General features: G+C 44.6%; 15 protein-coding genes. 7 read left to right on the top strand and 8 right to left on the bottom strand.

From position 1 onward, the window contains the following. The coding region (locus A3766_RS11510) for a PAS-domain containing protein (protein WP_068642239.1) at positions 1-2,780 on the bottom strand (2,780 nt) is incomplete at its 3' end. Positions 2,781-3,095: 315 nt separating this feature from the next. Between A3766_RS11510 and A3766_RS11505 the strand changes: the two genes are divergently transcribed. The 6 genes from A3766_RS11505 to A3766_RS11480 all read left to right on the top strand — a co-directional run bounded on the left by A3766_RS11505 (position 3,096) and on the right by A3766_RS11480 (position 10,745). Further along, a complete protein-coding gene (locus tag A3766_RS11505; protein WP_068516597.1) occupies positions 3,096-3,359 on the top strand; it encodes a DUF4212 domain-containing protein in 264 nt (87 codons plus the stop codon). Positions 3,360-3,368: 9 nt separating this feature from the next. Further along, positions 3,369-5,099: a sodium:solute symporter family protein gene (locus A3766_RS11500; RefSeq protein ID WP_068516600.1), complete on the top strand. Its 1,731-nt coding sequence runs from the start codon at positions 3,369-3,371 to the stop codon at positions 5,097-5,099. A 129-nt stretch (positions 5,100-5,228) separates the two neighbouring features. Next, a complete protein-coding gene (locus A3766_RS11495; protein WP_068516605.1) occupies positions 5,229-5,720 on the top strand; it encodes a hypothetical protein in 492 nt (163 codons plus the stop codon). Between the two features lie 35 nt (positions 5,721-5,755). Further along, a complete protein-coding gene (locus tag A3766_RS11490) occupies positions 5,756-7,609 on the top strand; it encodes a DUF294 nucleotidyltransferase-like domain-containing protein (protein ID WP_068516608.1) in 1,854 nt (617 codons plus the stop codon). Next, positions 7,596-8,279 (top strand): 3'-5' exonuclease, encoded by a 684-nt coding sequence (locus A3766_RS11485; RefSeq protein ID WP_068516611.1) that lies wholly within the window; start codon positions 7,596-7,598, stop codon positions 8,277-8,279. The genes A3766_RS11490 and A3766_RS11485 overlap by 14 nt, the downstream gene beginning before the upstream one ends. Positions 8,280-8,351: 72 nt before the next feature. Beyond that, on the top strand, positions 8,352-10,745 hold the full coding sequence (locus A3766_RS11480) for a GAF domain-containing hybrid sensor histidine kinase/response regulator (protein WP_082885787.1): 2,394 nt from the start codon (positions 8,352-8,354) through the stop codon (positions 10,743-10,745). A gap of 55 nt (positions 10,746-10,800) precedes the next feature. Here A3766_RS11480 and A3766_RS11475 read toward each other — a convergent pair whose 3' ends face one another. Beyond that, entirely contained in the window at positions 10,801-11,337 is a 537-nt protein-coding gene (locus A3766_RS11475; RefSeq protein ID WP_068506920.1) for a hypothetical protein, read from the bottom strand. Positions 11,338-11,576: 239 nt separating this feature from the next. Between A3766_RS11475 and yegD the strand changes: the two genes are divergently transcribed. Further along, on the top strand, positions 11,577-12,944 hold the full coding sequence (gene yegD, locus A3766_RS11470) for a molecular chaperone (RefSeq protein WP_068516615.1): 1,368 nt from the start codon (positions 11,577-11,579) through the stop codon (positions 12,942-12,944). A 26-nt stretch (positions 12,945-12,970) separates the two neighbouring features. Here yegD and A3766_RS11465 read toward each other — a convergent pair whose 3' ends face one another. The 6 genes from A3766_RS11465 to A3766_RS11440 all read right to left on the bottom strand — a co-directional run bounded on the left by A3766_RS11465 (position 12,971) and on the right by A3766_RS11440 (position 15,587). Continuing rightward, entirely contained in the window at positions 12,971-13,447 is a 477-nt protein-coding gene (locus A3766_RS11465) for a DM13 domain-containing protein (protein WP_068516618.1), read from the bottom strand. 29 nt (positions 13,448-13,476) lie between these two features. Continuing rightward, complete coding sequence (locus A3766_RS11460) at positions 13,477-13,773, bottom strand: hypothetical protein (protein WP_068516621.1); 297 nt, start codon at positions 13,771-13,773, stop codon at positions 13,477-13,479. Positions 13,774-13,850: 77 nt separating this feature from the next. After that, on the bottom strand, positions 13,851-14,381 hold the full coding sequence (locus A3766_RS11455) for an ABC transporter substrate-binding protein (RefSeq protein ID WP_068516624.1): 531 nt from the start codon (positions 14,379-14,381) through the stop codon (positions 13,851-13,853). 9 nt (positions 14,382-14,390) lie between these two features. Further along, positions 14,391-14,603, bottom strand: coding sequence for a hypothetical protein (locus tag A3766_RS11450; protein ID WP_068516628.1), 213 nt, complete (start codon positions 14,601-14,603; stop codon positions 14,391-14,393). Positions 14,604-14,699: 96 nt separating this feature from the next. Beyond that, entirely contained in the window at positions 14,700-15,158 is a 459-nt protein-coding gene (locus A3766_RS11445; RefSeq protein ID WP_068516631.1) for a hypothetical protein, read from the bottom strand. An 18-nt stretch (positions 15,159-15,176) separates the two neighbouring features. Next, the gene (locus tag A3766_RS11440) at positions 15,177-15,587 is read right to left on the bottom strand and encodes a DUF4345 domain-containing protein (protein ID WP_068516633.1); all 411 of its coding nucleotides are present in this window, start codon (positions 15,585-15,587) and stop codon (positions 15,177-15,179) included. Between the last annotated feature and the right edge of the window lie 41 nt (positions 15,588-15,628).

Genomic DNA, 15,628 nt, shown 5'->3' with positions numbered 1-15,628 from the left:
TTAGAAAAGAAGTTTTGCAGGATTCGTCGCAGATATTTTTTATCGGACTCTACCACCAGTGAACTGGGTACGAAATGTAGTTCAACCTCGTCCTTAACCAATACTTTAAATTCATTTACCAGGGGTTGAAGGATATCGTCTAATTTGAATCGGCTGAGTTGTGGCGACAGGGAGCCGGTATCCAGTCGTGCTATTTCGAGTAGTGAGGAAATGATACTTTCGGCGCTTAGAATCGCATCCCGAATTTGCACGATAGTGCTCATGTCTCGACGGTCTTCTTTTACATCTAGCAAGGTATTGGCATAGAGCTGAGCGGCGTTGATTGGTTGTAAAATATCATGGCTGGCTAGGGCCAGAAAGCGCGATTTAGTGGTATTCGCTTCTTCTGCCACGGCTTTGGCCTTTAGCAATTGCTCTTCAACTTCTTTTCTCAGTTCAATCTCTTTACGTAAATCCTGATTGATAGATTCAATCTGAGCGGTACGGCTTTGCACGCGTTGCTCCAAGTAAAGATTGTTTTGTTCGAGTTCATCCTGAGCGGCCATAAAGTCGGTGATATCGTCATAAGTGGTGACATAGCCTCCATCGGGAAGAGGGTTGCCCTTTATCTCGATAACGTGGCCGTTATGATGCTTGCGTACAACACGATAAGGCTTTCCTTGCATCAAATGTTTAAGACGTCGTTGAACATGCTCGTCAATGGCCCCAGGCCCCAATAGTCCGCGCTCAGCATTGAAGCGAACCAAGTCAGAAACTGCAATTCCGATTTGCAGCATGCCTTGGGGATAGTTAAACATTTCTTCATAGCGACGATTCCAGGCAACCATATTGAGGTCTCCGTTGACGACGCTAATGCCCGAAGAAATATTATCGAAGGACGCGAATAAAATATCCTGATTGAAACGCAGTGCTCGGGTCGTTTCTTCAAAGATATTAACGACTTCTTCTACCGCCAGCTTCTGACCACTCCTTAGGCTTTCTATCATGGCCTGAGAGGAGGCAACGCCAACAATGCCAGATAAGGATTGTTGGGCTTTTTTGATCAGTCGAGCGTCGGCTGTATTACCGCTGGTATGGTCGTATTCACCAAAGAGTTTGTTAGTGATGCTGCTGCCAACAAACTGTTCCAAAAGTGAGCGCAGGTCGAAGGTGCTAATATCGTCATAATTTTGGTATTCCGAGGCACGTTTTTGGGACTGGTTAGTAAAAGCCAGGGCTTGAATTCGGTCTGATAAAGTTGTTCTGTTTTGACGTGAAACGACGATAGTGGTGAGGATATTGGCGAGTAAGCTTAGAACCACACCTCGACTGAATTCATCGCTAAAGCTTAAACCAAAGAGAAACTCCGGGCGCAACCATTTTACACCCAGAGGGCCTTGCGAAAGTAAATCTGTTGATACCATGCCGGTATCAACCAGTAGCGGCAGCATTAAGGTGTAGGCCCAAGTGATCAGTCCTGCTGCCAGCCCGGCATAGATTCCCGTGGCATTACTTCGCGTCCAATATAGCCCAAAAATAATAGCCGGTGCCAGTTGAACAGCTAATGCAAAAGCTGTCAGGCCGATACTGGTCAAGGCTGCATTTTCAGCAAAAACGACCTGATAGAGATAAGCAAAAATAACGACCAGAACCACAGTCAATCGGCGCGCAAAAATAAGCGATTGTGTGTAGTCTTTAAAACGATTCGCCCCTTTTTGACGACGCATAATGATTGGTAGAATAACGTCGTTGCTTAGCATTTGGCTTAAGGTGACGGTTGCCACGATGATCATTGCGGTTGCCGCAGAAAAGCCACCCAGAAAGGCAATTAAAGAAAGTGTTTGCTGCTCTTGAGCCAATGGGATTGAGATGACATAGGTATCTGCCGAGACTTGCCCATCTGCAAACATCAGGTTTCCTGCCTGAGCGATAAAGTAGATACACAAACCGATGAGTGTCAGGTAAATAGGAAAGACATACCTGGCGGTGCGCAAGTGATTTTCTGATTGGCACTCGACAAAGGCTATATGGAACATTCTAGGCAGGCAAAAAATAGCGCACGCCGAAAGAAACATTTCAACAAAAAAGCGCAGGTCAATTGAGTCACTGACCGCGATAGTATTTAAGTCTTGCTTACTTAATTCAATTTGCTCTGGTGAAACGCCGCTCATCCAATAGAGTGCAAAACCCGTGACAAAAAATAAAGCCACTAGTTTGATCAGGGACTCAAAGGCCACAGCACTAACCAAACCTGCATGATAGCCAGAGACATCAAGCTGCCGGGAACCGAACAACAAAGCAAAGCCTATCATGCTGAAGGCGATCAGCAGGGTGACATCCTGATTACCGACCTGATGGGTATCGATGATCAAAGACAAGGTGTCTGAAACTGCTTTTAGCTGTAAAGAAATATACGGTACTGTCGCCAGTAAAATCACCAGGGTCGTGGTCGCAGCAATGCCTTGGCGCTTGCCGTAACGGGAGGCTAAAAAGTCGGCAATACTATGAATATGCTCTTGCCGACAAATTAGAAAAATCTTATTCAAGATTGGCCACCCTAGTGTAAACAGCAGTATCGGGCCAAGCAAAATTGGCAGGAAATCCCAGGTAGAAGTTGAAGCTGTTCCGACTAAACCATAAAAAGTCCAAGATGTGCAGTACACGCCCAAGGCCAAGGCATAGACATAAGGATGGCGAGACCAGGAGTCTTCAGAGAAGCGTGTTTGGTCGCCTTGTCTTGCAATGCAGAATAACAGAGCGGTATAAGCGATGATGGCAGTAAACACTATGCTGGCTGACACGATGACCTCTTCATTTAATTATTATTTCTTGAGTATTCGCTATGTATATACAGCTTGCTGACTACCGGTGAATAAAAACCAGTGCTGTATCGCATTTTTCATATTATAAGGTCTACTACTTTAGTCGTAACTTAGACCAAAGTCTTGGTCCCTTCTCCTAAATTACTTGCTAGATTGGCCTTGGCTTCTGGAAATAAAAGAAGACCTGGAGGCTGTCGGAGAATTGCGATCGGGTAACGGTTTACCGAAAGATCGTGATTCTCCGACAGTCTACTTTAGCCTTAAATGTAAGGTTCAACTAAGCGGAGATGTGTCATGCAAGAAAATAATAATGAGCAAGCATCTGCGTACTGGCAATACAATATCAAACTCATGCTAAAGCTGTTATGCATTTGGTTTGTCGTATCGTTTGTATGCGGAATCCTACTGGTCGATGTACTGAATCAGATTCAAATTGGCGGCTATAAATTGGGCTTCTGGTTTGCTCAACAGGGCTCGATGTATAGCTTTGTTGTGTTGGTCTTTTATTACGCAAAAAAAATGGCGGCACTTGACCGCGAATTTAACGTAGAAGAATAGGAGGCTGATATGGAACTGCAAACCTTAACTTATATCGTGGTGGGTATTACATTTGCTATGTATATTGGCATAGCCATCTGGGCGCGTGCCGGGTCTACCAAAGAATTCTATGTGGCCGGTGGTGGTGTTCACCCCGTTGCAAATGGAATGGCAACCGCTGCTGACTGGATGTCTGCCGCTTCGTTTATCTCAATGGCGGGTTTAATTGCTTTTTATGGCTATGGCGGTTCGGTCTTCTTAATGGGCTGGACAGGTGGTTATGTATTGCTGGCAATGTGCTTGGCACCTTACCTCAGAAAGTTTGGTAAGTTTACCGTACCAGAGTTTATTGGCGACCGTTTCTACTCTAGAACTGCTCGTATTGTGGCAGTGGTTTGTTTGATCGTGGCTTCGGTAACCTATGTTATCGGCCAGATGAAAGGTATCGGTGTCGCTTTCTCCCGCTTCCTTGAAGTGGATTACGGAACAGGCTTGTTAACCGGTATGTGCATTGTTTTTTTCTACGCCGTCATGGGCGGAATGAAGGGCATTACCTATACGCAGATTGTTCAATATTGCGTATTGATATTTGCTTACACGATTCCGGCTGTCTTTATTTCTTTACACCTAACCGGAAATCCGATTCCACAGCTTGGATTGGGCAGTACTATGGTGGGCAGTGAAACCTTCTTGCTTGACCGGCTAGACCAAGTTGTCTCGGAACTGGGCTTTGCTGAATACACGACCCAGGCGCGGCTCAGTACCACTAATATGTTTGTTTATACCATGTCGTTGATGATTGGTACGGCAGGTTTGCCACACGTGATTATCCGCTTCTTTACGGTTCCTAAAGTGAAGGATGCGCGAACGTCTGCTGGTTGGGCATTAGTTTTTATCACCATTCTATACACTACAGCACCTGCTGTGGCAGCGATGGCACGCTTGAACCTAATGAATACTATTGAACCTGCTAAAGGCGAGCACCTTGTTTATGACGAGCGTCCTGATTGGTTCAAAAAGTGGGAAACAACAGGCTTGTTGAAGTTTGAAGACAAGAATGGGGATGGCAAGGTTCAATACACGTCTAACAAAGAAACAAATGAAATGGTGAAAGTGGATCGTGACATTATGGTTCTTGCTAACCCTGAAATCGCTCAGTTGCCTAATTGGGTTATTGCCTTAGTTGCAGCGGGTGGTTTGGCTGCCGCACTCTCGACCGCTGCAGGCTTATTGCTGGCTATTGCCTCGGCAATATCACATGACTTACTCAAGGGTGTCTTTAGGCCTGACATTTCAGAAAAGAATGAACTCATGGCGAGTAGGGTTGCCATGGCAGGAGCCATTGCCTTTGCAGGCTATCTCGGCTTTAACCCGCCAGACTTTGCCGCGGGTACCGTCGCCTTAGCCTTTGGCTTGGCAGCCTCTTCGATCTTCCCGGTCTTAATGATGGGTATCTTTAGCAAGAAGGTGACCAAGGAAGGTGCAATCGCAGGTATGATCTCGGGTATTGGTGTGACACTGCTTTACGTCTTCCAACACAAGGGAATCATGTTTGTGGCCAGTACGTCTTTCTTAGGTGATATGCCAGCTAACTGGTTCTTGGGAATCGAGCCGAATGCCTTTGGTGCTATCGGTGCCGTGGTTAACTTTACCGTTGCCTTTGCTGTGTCGAAATTGACGGTTGAGCCTCCACAGCATGTTCAAGACTTGGTTGAACATATCCGTGTACCGGCTGGCGCTGGTGAAGCGCAGGCGCACTAAGTTAGTGAATGGAAATTGATATTGTGGCCTCTTAGCGTTGGTCGTGTTACTGCGCTAAGAATTTTTGGGAAGTCTGCAGTATAGGCTTCCCTCTTTTTCCTTCACTCAATGATAAATGGAGAATAAAAAATGTTTAAAAACAAGCATGTGACGACAGCGATGGTGGTTGCCCCCTTGCTCGCGATTGTGAGCTATTTTGCGACGGACTATATTGTTTCGGATATTCCTGAAACGGCTGCACAGGGTGAAAGTTATGCCATGGTGGCCAGGTCTAACTGTCGTTATCAGAGTGGTCAATGTACCTTTAGAAATGGCGATCTAGAAGTTAAGTTTCAGCTGGTACAAACAGACGGTAGTCAGCCAGTTCTAAAAGCGCGATCAAATCACCCTTTACAGGGAGCACAAATTGCTTTGGTTGGTGAACAAAATAAAGATGCGCAGCCGCTAATGTTAGAAAAATCAGATGATGCGGGAGAGCAGTGGGCTATCTCACTACAAGGCCCAATTGACGATAAGAATGAATTGCGAGTGGCGATGTTAGCAAATTCGACCACATTTTATGGCAGCACAGAAACAACGTTTTTCCAGTATGACACGATTTTTCCCAGAGATGATTGGTAGAGGCTTGCGCCGTTTGAATACAGGGTCATAAGTTTATGGAGCTAGATGATAAGAAACAATTTCTATCACAGTGCCCGCCTTTTAGTGCGTTAGGGGATGCTGCGCTAGAGCTGTGCCTGAAGAAGTTATCTATTTGCTATGAGAAAGCAGGCACCGAGATACAACAACAAGGCCTTGATGAAACACTTTACTTACTACGTTCAGGCAGCGTCGAGCTCAAAGACGCTCAAGGTCTATTTCTAGACCGCTTAAGTAGCGGTGATATCTATGGTGTTGGCGGTGAACAAACGGCTGACGCCACCACAACTCAATTAACTTACCTCGAAGACAGCCTGGTTTATTGCCTCCCAAAAAGTTTGATAGACAGATTGTCGACCGAGAACGATACCTTTGCTCTGTTTTTCTCCCGCGGGTCTGATAAGTCTTTGCAGATCACTGAACAGGGGAGTCATGACGCCACGGCGTATAGAGATTACCGACTCAACCAGCTGGTGTCGGAGTTGATGGTTAAGTCGCCTTTGTGTGCATCGAAAGAGACCAGTATTCAAGAAGCTGCCTTGCAGATGTCCGACGCAAAAGTGAGTTCTATCTTGCTTGTGGATGAGGGGGAATTGTGTGGGATATTGACGGACAGAGACCTTCGCTCTCGTGTTTTAGCTAAAGGAATCGACCCTCAGCTTCCGGTTTCTGAAGTAATGAGTACAAGCCTGAGAACGATAAAAGCCGATCAAACAGTGTATGAAACACAGCTGTCTATGATGACAGCGAATATCCATCATCTTCCCGTTGTCGAGAATGCGAAACCGGTTGGAATTATTACGCTGAATGACTTTATCCGTGCTCAGAATAGTGAACCGGTTTATATGATTCAGGCAATTAACCGAGCCAGTAACCGGGATACGCTTTATTCACTCAGTAAACAGTTGCCTGAACTGACCTGCAAGCTTATTCGCGCCAATGTTAGAGCCGATGAGATTGGCCGGATCATTACCTCGATCACCGATAGCATAACTCGTCAGCTGATTGTCCTTGCTCGACAGACTTTTGGAGATGAACCATGCGAATACGCCTGGGTGGTATTTGGCTCACAGGCTAGACAAGATCAGATGCTTGGCTCAGATCAAGATAACGGTATGATTCTCGATGATGCTGCAACACAGGAAATGGAAGATTACTTTAAACGCTTTGCTGAATTCGTAAATGAAGGCCTGGACAAATCAGGTTTGAAATATTGCCCGGGAGAGGTGATGGCGCAGACTGATAAATGGCGTCAGCCTTTAGAGGTTTGGAAGCAGTACTTTACTCGCTGGATCCGTCAGCCTGAACCCAAGGCGCTAATGCATGCCAGTATTTTTTATGATATTCGCCACGTTGCTGGCAAGCGTGAGCTGACGAAGTCTTTAAGTAACTTGGTATTGGAGGAGGCTCAAAAGAACACCATCTTTCAGGCATGTATGTCAGAAAATGCGCTTCAGACCTCACCGCCTTTAGGCTTTTTCAAAACCTTTGTGCTAGAGAAAGATGGCAATCACAACCCGGTATTGGATCTAAAACTACGGGGCACCGTGCCGATTGTTGCCCTGGTTCGTTTGTACTGCTTGATGAAAGGAATTGAAGAGGTAAATACCAGTAACCGGCTACAAGCTTTGGAAAGTGCAAAAGTACTCTCTGCCTCCGAAGCGAGCAACCTAAGAGATGCTCATGAGTTTATTGCTCGTTTGCGTTTGGATAGTCAGAGTAGGGCAATGATGCTGTCGCAGCCAGCGACAAACCACTTAAACCCGGATGAGTTATCTCCTTTGTTGAGGCATCAGCTTAAAAGTGCGTTTTCGGTTGTTGCTGAAAGTCAGCGCTTGTTAAAAATGCGGTTTGCTCATGGTTCTATATAAGCTTCAATACTGGTTAAAAAAACGGAATTGGTATCGCCAGGCACAGCGAACGCCGATCGCAGAGCTTTATGCCCAGCCTTCCTTGTCGGGGGGGACGAAGGTGATAGATCAAGACTTTCTGGTAGTCGATTGTGAAATGAGTGGTTTGGACCCGAAGTCGAATGAATTGCTGAGCTTAGGTTGGGTGCGTGTAAAAAATGGCCGGATTGATTACGCAACACGAAAACATCTGCTGGTGCACTCCAAGCAAACGGTAGGAGAAAGCATTCAGATACATGGCTTATGCGATCAGCGATTGGCCGGTGCCTCGAGTGTGTCGATGGCTTTGGGCTTGTTAGCTAAGCATGCAGAAGGTGCAGTATTGGTGTTTCATCATGCTGTACTCGATATCGCCTTTATTCAACGTGCGGCATTCAACTGCTTTGCTTGCCCATTGCTGTTTTCTTATATCGATACCATGCAGATAGAGCAAGGGCGCTTGGCGCGAAGTGGTCAAAGTGCGCCTTTGCAGCTAGCATCTTGTAGGGACCGCTATGGTTTACCCGCTGCTTTTCAGCACAATGCAATGTTTGATGCCGTGGCAACCGCTGAGTTGTTTTTGGCGCAATATTCCCACTTAAAGTCGGCTAGAGGTCTTAGCCTGGAAGGTTTAGCGCCCAGAGTCAGCTAGCTTTTCCATATTTCAGCTACTTTCTGCGGGAGTAGCATCTATACTCTTGATATCAATGCTCAGGAGCCGTACATGTCTCACTTTGAAATCGACCCGATGCTGGCAAAGGTCGCCGAAAACCTTTCTCTTGCATGGGCTTATCTCGATGCCGACCTTAACTATCGTAAGGCAAGCTCTCGCTATGCCAAATCATTTCATCTATCTATAGAAGAGGTAGAAGATAAACCGCTGGTTGAAGTGATTGGTGAGAAGGCTTGTGCTCAGCTATCTCCCTACTTGGCAAGAGTGCTTAGCGGGGAAGAAGTTCGATTAGATAAAGACATTGAGCTAGACCTTAGAACCGGCATGATCTACAGACAAGCAACCTACCTTCCGCAAATTAGAGAAGGTAATGTTGTTGGCTTTTTCGTCTTTATGAATGACCTGACGGAAAACAACAAAGCAATTAATACACTTCGTCGTTTGCACCTCATTACTGCCGACAGTGAATTATCAGTTGAAGAAAAAATCCAGCGAGTTTTGGCCTTGGGAAAGCAGACTTTCGAGTTACCTTTGGCTTTGGTCAGTCATATTCATAATCAGCGATATGTCGTTAAGTATTCCGACACTCCGAATGGTGAAGTAAAACCTGGTGATGAATTTGAACTGGGCATTACTTACTGTATCCACACCCTTAATGCCAATGGACCAACAGGCTTTGATCATGTAGAGAAAAGCTGCATTAATACGCATCCTTGCTACGAGGCTTTTGGCCTGGAAAGTTATATTGGTGTGCCGCTAATCGTGTCAGGTGAACGCTTTGGTACGCTAAACTTTTCTGGTCCTGAAGCACATGCCAGACCCTTTAGTGATGACGAATTTGAACTCATTCGTTTATTTGCCCAATGGATAGGTAATGAACTGAGCAAACAGCTTGTTGCAGAAGATTTAGCACGTCAGAAGACTTTACTGGAGTCGATGAGTCAGCAGGCCAGAATTGGTGCATGGGAGTGGGACATGCTGGAAGACCGGCTTTACTGGTCACTCATGACAAAAGAAATTCACGAAGTACCCGAAGGCTTTGAACCTGATGTCTCTACAGCGATCAATTTTTATAAAGAAGGTAGAAGTAGAGAGCTAATTACCGCCGCGGTGAACAAAGGTATTGAAGAAGGCATTGCTTGGCAAGAAGAGCTGCAGCTGGTGACAGCTAAAGGCAATGAAATCTGGGTTTCTGCACTTGGCCAGTCAGAATTTAAAGACGGCAAGTGTGTACGCTTATTTGGCTCATTTCAAGATGTTGATAAAAAGGTAAAAGCCGAGCTGGAGTTAAAAGAAGCGAAGGAAAAAGCAGAACAGGCAGCGCATTCAAAAAGTGTCTTTCTAGCCAATATGAGCCATGAAATTCGTACGCCTATGAATGGTGTGCTAGGGATGCTGAGCGTATTGGATACAGAAAGCCTAGATGACTCTTCATCGCAAAAGGTGGCAATTGCTAAGAAGAGTGCAAGCTCTTTGCTTTCTTTACTCGACGACATTCTCGATTTTTCCAAGGTTGATGCAGGGCACCTTGTACTTGATGAAGGTGCGATAGATTTAAGGGAATTATTCGAATCTTTTGTCGATTCGGTGCGCTTCGATATAGAAGCCAAGGACTTAAAACTCGAATTGCACTTGGAAGGCTTCGAGCAAGCGTGGGTTAAAGCAGATGCAGGAAGAATCCGTCAGATTCTTAACAACTTAGTTGGTAATGCGATTAAGTTTACCTCAGAAGGTAGTATTACAATTAAGGCTAGTTTGGTGCAGCAGAAGGACAGAAAGATATTGCGTTGTGCCATTGTTGACTCGGGTATTGGTGTTGAAGCCGAGAAGCTTGAACAGCTCTTTAACCCTTTTACCCAAGCAGACTCAAGCACAACCAGAAAGTACGGTGGCACGGGTCTCGGGCTTGCGATTGTTAAACAGTTGAGTGAGTTGATGAAGGGAGGTGTATGGGTAGAAAGTACACCTGGCAAAGGCAGCACATTTCGATTTGGACTTAATCTGGGTGTTGCTGAGGCACCGGAAGTTTCCCTGAAAGGTGAGTCAGAGGGTTCGGGCATTAAACCTCATGCGGTGCAGATATTATTAGTTGAAGATAATGAAATTAACCAGCTGGTTGCCAAAGAATTGCTGTCCCATATGGGGTATCACATCGACGTGGCTGGCAATGGTGTAGAAGCTTTGGCTACTTTAAACAGTAGCGATAAAATATATGACCTGGTGTTAATGGATTGCCAGATGCCTGAAATGGATGGCTATGAAGCAAGTAAGAATATCCGCGAAGGCTTAGGCGGCGAGGCGTATAAAAATGTCCCAATTCTGGCGTTAACGGCCAACGCAATGAAAGGTGACAGGGAGAAGTGCCTGGCGGCCGGCATGACAGATTATGTGAGTAAACCAATTATAAGAGAAGATTTAGAAAGAACCTTACACAAATATGTCTAGGTGTTTGAAACACTCGACTTCCAATATTTAGCTGTAACGGCTCGAAATAAAGGCGTTAGCAATAATTTTTATGTATAGAAGGGAATAGCTGAACAATCCCGCTCTGCGCTTGATAGTCTGCAACAATCCAAATCTGCTCGAAAGGGTGCCCTTCAGGAACATGGATTTTGTCTCTTAAGGCGATGATTTCTTCTGATGTCCATGCGGGGTGTGCATTTCGAATGATCAGCCATACGCGTTGGGACTTGTAGTGCTTTTGGGCTTTGTTCATCAGTATTCTATTCAGAGCGCTAAGCAGACGCTCATGCACGTTGGAACAGTTAGCCTGCTCGCGCAGTGCTTCACGTGTTTTATCCGTCAGGTCACGTTTCAATATCGCCATTGCTTCGGCTTCAGAGCCGTATAGGTGCGCAATTTCCAAATCGAGTCGAAGGCCTTCCAACTCGCAGGATACATCTGGCTTATTTGGTTTGTTGTGCCAAATATGCCGAATTTCTTGACCGTGTAGCCTTTCATAGTGACGCATAAAAAGCTTGGCAGCTTCATGTTCGAGGGCTATCTTCTCGTCGGCACTGCTTGAAAATTGTTGCATAAACTAATACCCGGTTAGGCAGTCTTACTGTGCCTAGATAGAGCGACTTTATGAGAGTAGCTTATAAAGTCTTGGGTAGGACTTCAATGCCCTACCTATAACTTCTAGGGAGTCGATACATTCAGCAATTAGGTAAAAGACAGCCTGCCATATTTAACTGGCTAAGCCGTGAAGCTTATGTTAATTTTCGCGCCCTTTTTATTTGTCCTTCTTCTAGTGGTATTAAAGGTGGTAGTGGAATGATTTCGGGTTTTGACTTTGGAACCTCAAACTGTGCAATAGGTATTCACGATAGTAATTTGAATAGCGTCCGTTTGCTCGAGCTAGAGCAAGGCAAGCGCTTTATGCCGTCGACTTTGTATGCTTTAGACCGGGAACTGATTAGTGAAAGTGTCGGCTTGTCTATTGCCACTGATGAGCTTAAGTCAGACTATATCGACCTGCGCAGTAACCACTTAGCTCGTGCTCAACATGTTCGCCGGGAGCAAGGTTTTGGTTCAGACGAAAGAATAGTCTATGTCGGCCATGAAGCCTTTGAAGAGTATTTACAATGGCCGGGAGAAGGCTACTTTGTAAAGTCCCCGAAGTCTTTTCTGGGTGCCAGCGGACTTCGTCCAGAAGCGGTTTTTCTATTTGAAGATATCGTTACGGCAATGATGCAATCTATTAAAGCGCGTGCGGAACAGACACTTGGCGATACGATATCGCATACTGTGATTGGTCGCCCTGTAAACTTCCAAGGTTTGGACGCCGAGCAGAGTAACCGTCAGGCCTTGGAAATTCTGCAAACCTCAGCAAAACGTGCTGGTTTTAAAGATGTTGAGTTTTTATTTGAGCCTATTGCCGCAGGCCTGAGTTTTGAACGTTCACTCGATGCAGATAAAACGGTTTTAGTTGTCGATATCGGTGGTGGAACGAGCGACTGTGCCATGGTTAGAATGGGGCCTTCTTACCGAGATAAGAGCGATCGATCAAAAGATTTTCTAGGGCATAGCGGTGAGCGAGTAGGGGGGAACGATCTTGATATTCAGCTGGCAGGAAAGCACCTCATGCCACTTCTGGGCATGTTGTCAAAAACCAAAAGCGGTCTTCCTGTTCCCACCCAGCTTTTCTGGGACGCAGTGAGCACTAACGATGTATCGGCTCAGACACGGTTTAATGAACTTAATACAGGCTTGGATATTGAACAGCTACTACGCGATTGTGTTGAGCCAGACTTGATCAAACGCTTTATCTCAATGCGAAATAATCAGCAGCAACATCAGCTTGTTCGCAGCGCAGAGCAATGCAAAATCGCCTTATCCTCAGCAGATAGCGTTTCAAGCTCACTTGAGTTTATCGAAGATGGGCTGAGTCAAGACGTAAAGCTAGAGCAGTTTGCTGAAGCAATTGACCGACCCTTGATGAAAATGCTGAGCTTGATGGAAGAAGCGATTACACAAGCGCAAACACAACCCGATCTAATTTTTATAACGGGGGGATCGGGTCAGTCCCCTGTTATTCGTAAAGCAATTCACAATAAATTTGGTGACATCGAGGTGCTTGATGGCGACCACTTCGGCAGTGTCGCATCGGGTTTAACCGTTTGGGCGAATCAAATATTTTAATTGCAGAGTCTGTTCGTTGAACTCATTTACTGATATTTGGCTGCCGTAATAAACTCACCAAAGGCCTCACACCAAACAATGACTGAGCTAAAGTCAGCTATATTGGTGCCCTGAGGCACTTTGACGACAAAGTTTTCGAAGGTTGTCACGTCACCAACTTGAAGCATTGACGACTTCAAGCGCTGAAAATCAAGCTCGGTTTCTACGAACTCTTTAGAAAGATAAAGCTTATAGTCTGGCCCGGGAGCCAGTTGGCCAGCTAAAGAAATGTACTCAGTGTTAAGCGAAACGATGCCTTCGCCCCAGTGAAAGGTGTCGCTATCCTCTAGGTCTCTTTTAAACTTCCCGGTATATCGCGCTTGCGAAGAAATCTCTGAGATCATTGACTCTGAAGGCGCAGTCGGTGCCGTTAGAATTGGCAGGATATATATCCCCAAACCGATACCCAATGCGCCTATAGATAAGTGGCTTGCTAAGAGTAAAGTAATTGTTTTTAGTTTCATAAAGAACCTGTTGCTTGGTCTGGTTATGTTTATTTTGTTGCGATTCCAATGAGAAGGGCAATGACCCCAACAATCAATTCAGCCCATGTATTTTTGTACTTCGTATCATGTGCTTTTTCTCTGTAATAAGCTGATTCTTCATAAGCTCTTTCCATCGACTCAATATTATCTGGAGTACCAGGGAGACTTCCAATTTTAGAAGCTTGTTGATTAGCGCGCTCAGATCTTTCCTCATAAGTTTTTGCCCGAGCGAGCCTTTCTTGACTTGTGGTTGCACAGCCGAACAGCAGTGTTAGAGATAAAATAAAGATGGTGTTTTTGATCAATTGATATATTTCCCTATAAAGATTGTCTAACGCTGCGTTAACCGAAGGCGAGTTCGGTAGGGCGCTTGGTTAAACTCTTACTGAAGTTTTCCATATTTGGCTAGAATTTGTTTATATTCATCAGTTGTCTTGAACTTCGTCAGCTCCTCACTGAATCTCAATGACAGCTCTTCAAGCCCTGGCTTCTTCGCAAAAGCTAAATAATTTCCGCCAGGGCAATAACGCTTACTCCCAACGATAGTTAATTGATCCAAAATAACCATCTCCCGAGCTTTATGAAAGCCAACTAGCTCGACACCTATTGCTAAATCGATGCGACCCAGTAACAGCATATTCAAGCTTTGTTCCAAAGTCGGTACTCGCGATGCATTCTCTAATAGGTGAGAATTGTCTAACTCATCACAATATTTATAGCCAAGAATTGCCCCCACACGCAGGTTTTTAGGGTTATTTAAGTCAATAGAAGAAATAGAGTTTGTTGCTTTCTTAAAAAATACAGTAACGCCTTTAGACACTGGCTCACTAGGAAAGTGTAGGAATTCCTTTCTTTCTTCAGTTATAGAAGCGGCTAGTATTGCGTCAGCTTTTTTGTTTTTAACTAAACCCAAGCAGCGTTTTCATGGCAATAATCGAATATTAGCTGTTACGCCAAGCTTCTGAAATACTGATAACGCAACTTCTACGTCGGTTCCCACCACTTTATTATCTTCTTCATAGGCAAATGGAGGCCATGGATCTGTGACAATGTCTATTGCTTCATTTGCCCACGCCAACTGTACACAAAGTAAAGCAATTATGAACAATAAGAACTGATTTACTGACAACTTCATATCTGCCCCTTGATCATCAGTGTAGAAAAATTCCAGTTACTAGCTTAGTTGAAAACCCCCTCTTAGGAAACTTAACGATGCCCCTATGAGGCCTTGTTAGCTGCTTTTTGCATACTTTGATTTTAACCGTTTATGACGATGAGCAAATATTGATTGAAATACTGGTTTAAATAAATAACCTAAAAAGCCTAATTTACTTTTGAAATAAACGACATCTCTTATTTTTGCCCCTGAACCATCAGCTGAAATAGTTTGCTCATGTGACCACACATTATTGAGCATAGTTTTTGATGATTCGATAAAACCCATGCTATTGACCGATCTAAATTTAAATCGGTGTAAATCAACCGGGATGAACCCAAATAATAAGATTATGCTCGAAAATATATCGTCATTTACTGGCCACTCAGATATTGGTTTTGCCGGCCATTGTTGAGGGGCCGACATTTTTAATATGGGAGATAACTCGTAATTAACCCCCGACATGACCAATAGGTCTGCCGATAAATTTTCGGGGCAAACTGGCAACGATATTTCCATTTCGAATTTTGGCATGAATTTCCTTATTAAAGCTCACGGAGTTCCACAAGATTGCTTGGTTATGTTTTTAATATATTTTTTCCAGTAAATACCATAGATAGCTATTGGGATAACAAACTCTAAAATCATCGCCGGAATTAGAACACTAGCTGGAGGTCCTACGGACAATATTGAAATTAAACGGCCAAGCCCACCAATAAAAAATACCAAAGCAATAGATGGAATGAACTTATATTGAGCCTGAATATTTTGAGCGACCCAAAAGCAAAAGGCCCCATAAGCTAACCAGAAAACAGAGAAAAATCTTAATTCGTTATCCACTGTTGCTTCTGCACCTCCGGTTGAACCCGGAATTGCGGAAGCACCACCAAATAAGACATTTAACCCAGTTATTGCGACGACTAAAGCTAGTGCATACAAGATGTATTTTAGTGTTGATTCCATTCAATTATACCTCGATGTTGAAGTCTATTTTTTGCCTAACG

The organism is Oleiphilus sp. HI0132 (genome assembly GCF_001635845.1).
Note: the sequence above shows the minus strand (reverse complement) of the source record. Positions and strands in the feature narration are given on the sequence as shown.

What these genes read in the sequence shown, in the direction of transcription:
- A3766_RS11505 (WP_068516597.1), top strand. Translation starts at nt 3,096, where the DNA reads ATGCAAGAAAATAATAATGAGCAAGCATCTGCGTACTGGCAATACAAT.
- A3766_RS11500 (WP_068516600.1), top strand. Translation starts at nt 3,369, where the DNA reads ATGGAACTGCAAACCTTAACTTATATCGTGGTGGGTATTACATTTGCT.
- A3766_RS11495 (WP_068516605.1), top strand. Translation starts at nt 5,229, where the DNA reads ATGTTTAAAAACAAGCATGTGACGACAGCGATGGTGGTTGCCCCCTTG.
- A3766_RS11490 (WP_068516608.1), top strand. Translation starts at nt 5,756, where the DNA reads ATGGAGCTAGATGATAAGAAACAATTTCTATCACAGTGCCCGCCTTTT.
- A3766_RS11485 (WP_068516611.1), top strand. Translation starts at nt 7,596, where the DNA reads ATGGTTCTATATAAGCTTCAATACTGGTTAAAAAAACGGAATTGGTAT.
- A3766_RS11480 (WP_082885787.1), top strand. Translation starts at nt 8,352, where the DNA reads ATGTCTCACTTTGAAATCGACCCGATGCTGGCAAAGGTCGCCGAAAAC.
- A3766_RS11475 (WP_068506920.1), bottom strand. Translation starts at nt 11,337, where the DNA reads ATGCAACAATTTTCAAGCAGTGCCGACGAGAAGATAGCCCTCGAACAT.
- yegD (WP_068516615.1), top strand. Translation starts at nt 11,577, where the DNA reads ATGATTTCGGGTTTTGACTTTGGAACCTCAAACTGTGCAATAGGTATT.
- A3766_RS11465 (WP_068516618.1), bottom strand. Translation starts at nt 13,447, where the DNA reads ATGAAACTAAAAACAATTACTTTACTCTTAGCAAGCCACTTATCTATA.
- A3766_RS11450 (WP_068516628.1), bottom strand. Translation starts at nt 14,603, where the DNA reads ATGAAGTTGTCAGTAAATCAGTTCTTATTGTTCATAATTGCTTTACTT.
- A3766_RS11445 (WP_068516631.1), bottom strand. Translation starts at nt 15,158, where the DNA reads ATGCCAAAATTCGAAATGGAAATATCGTTGCCAGTTTGCCCCGAAAAT.
- A3766_RS11440 (WP_068516633.1), bottom strand. Translation starts at nt 15,587, where the DNA reads ATGGAATCAACACTAAAATACATCTTGTATGCACTAGCTTTAGTCGTC.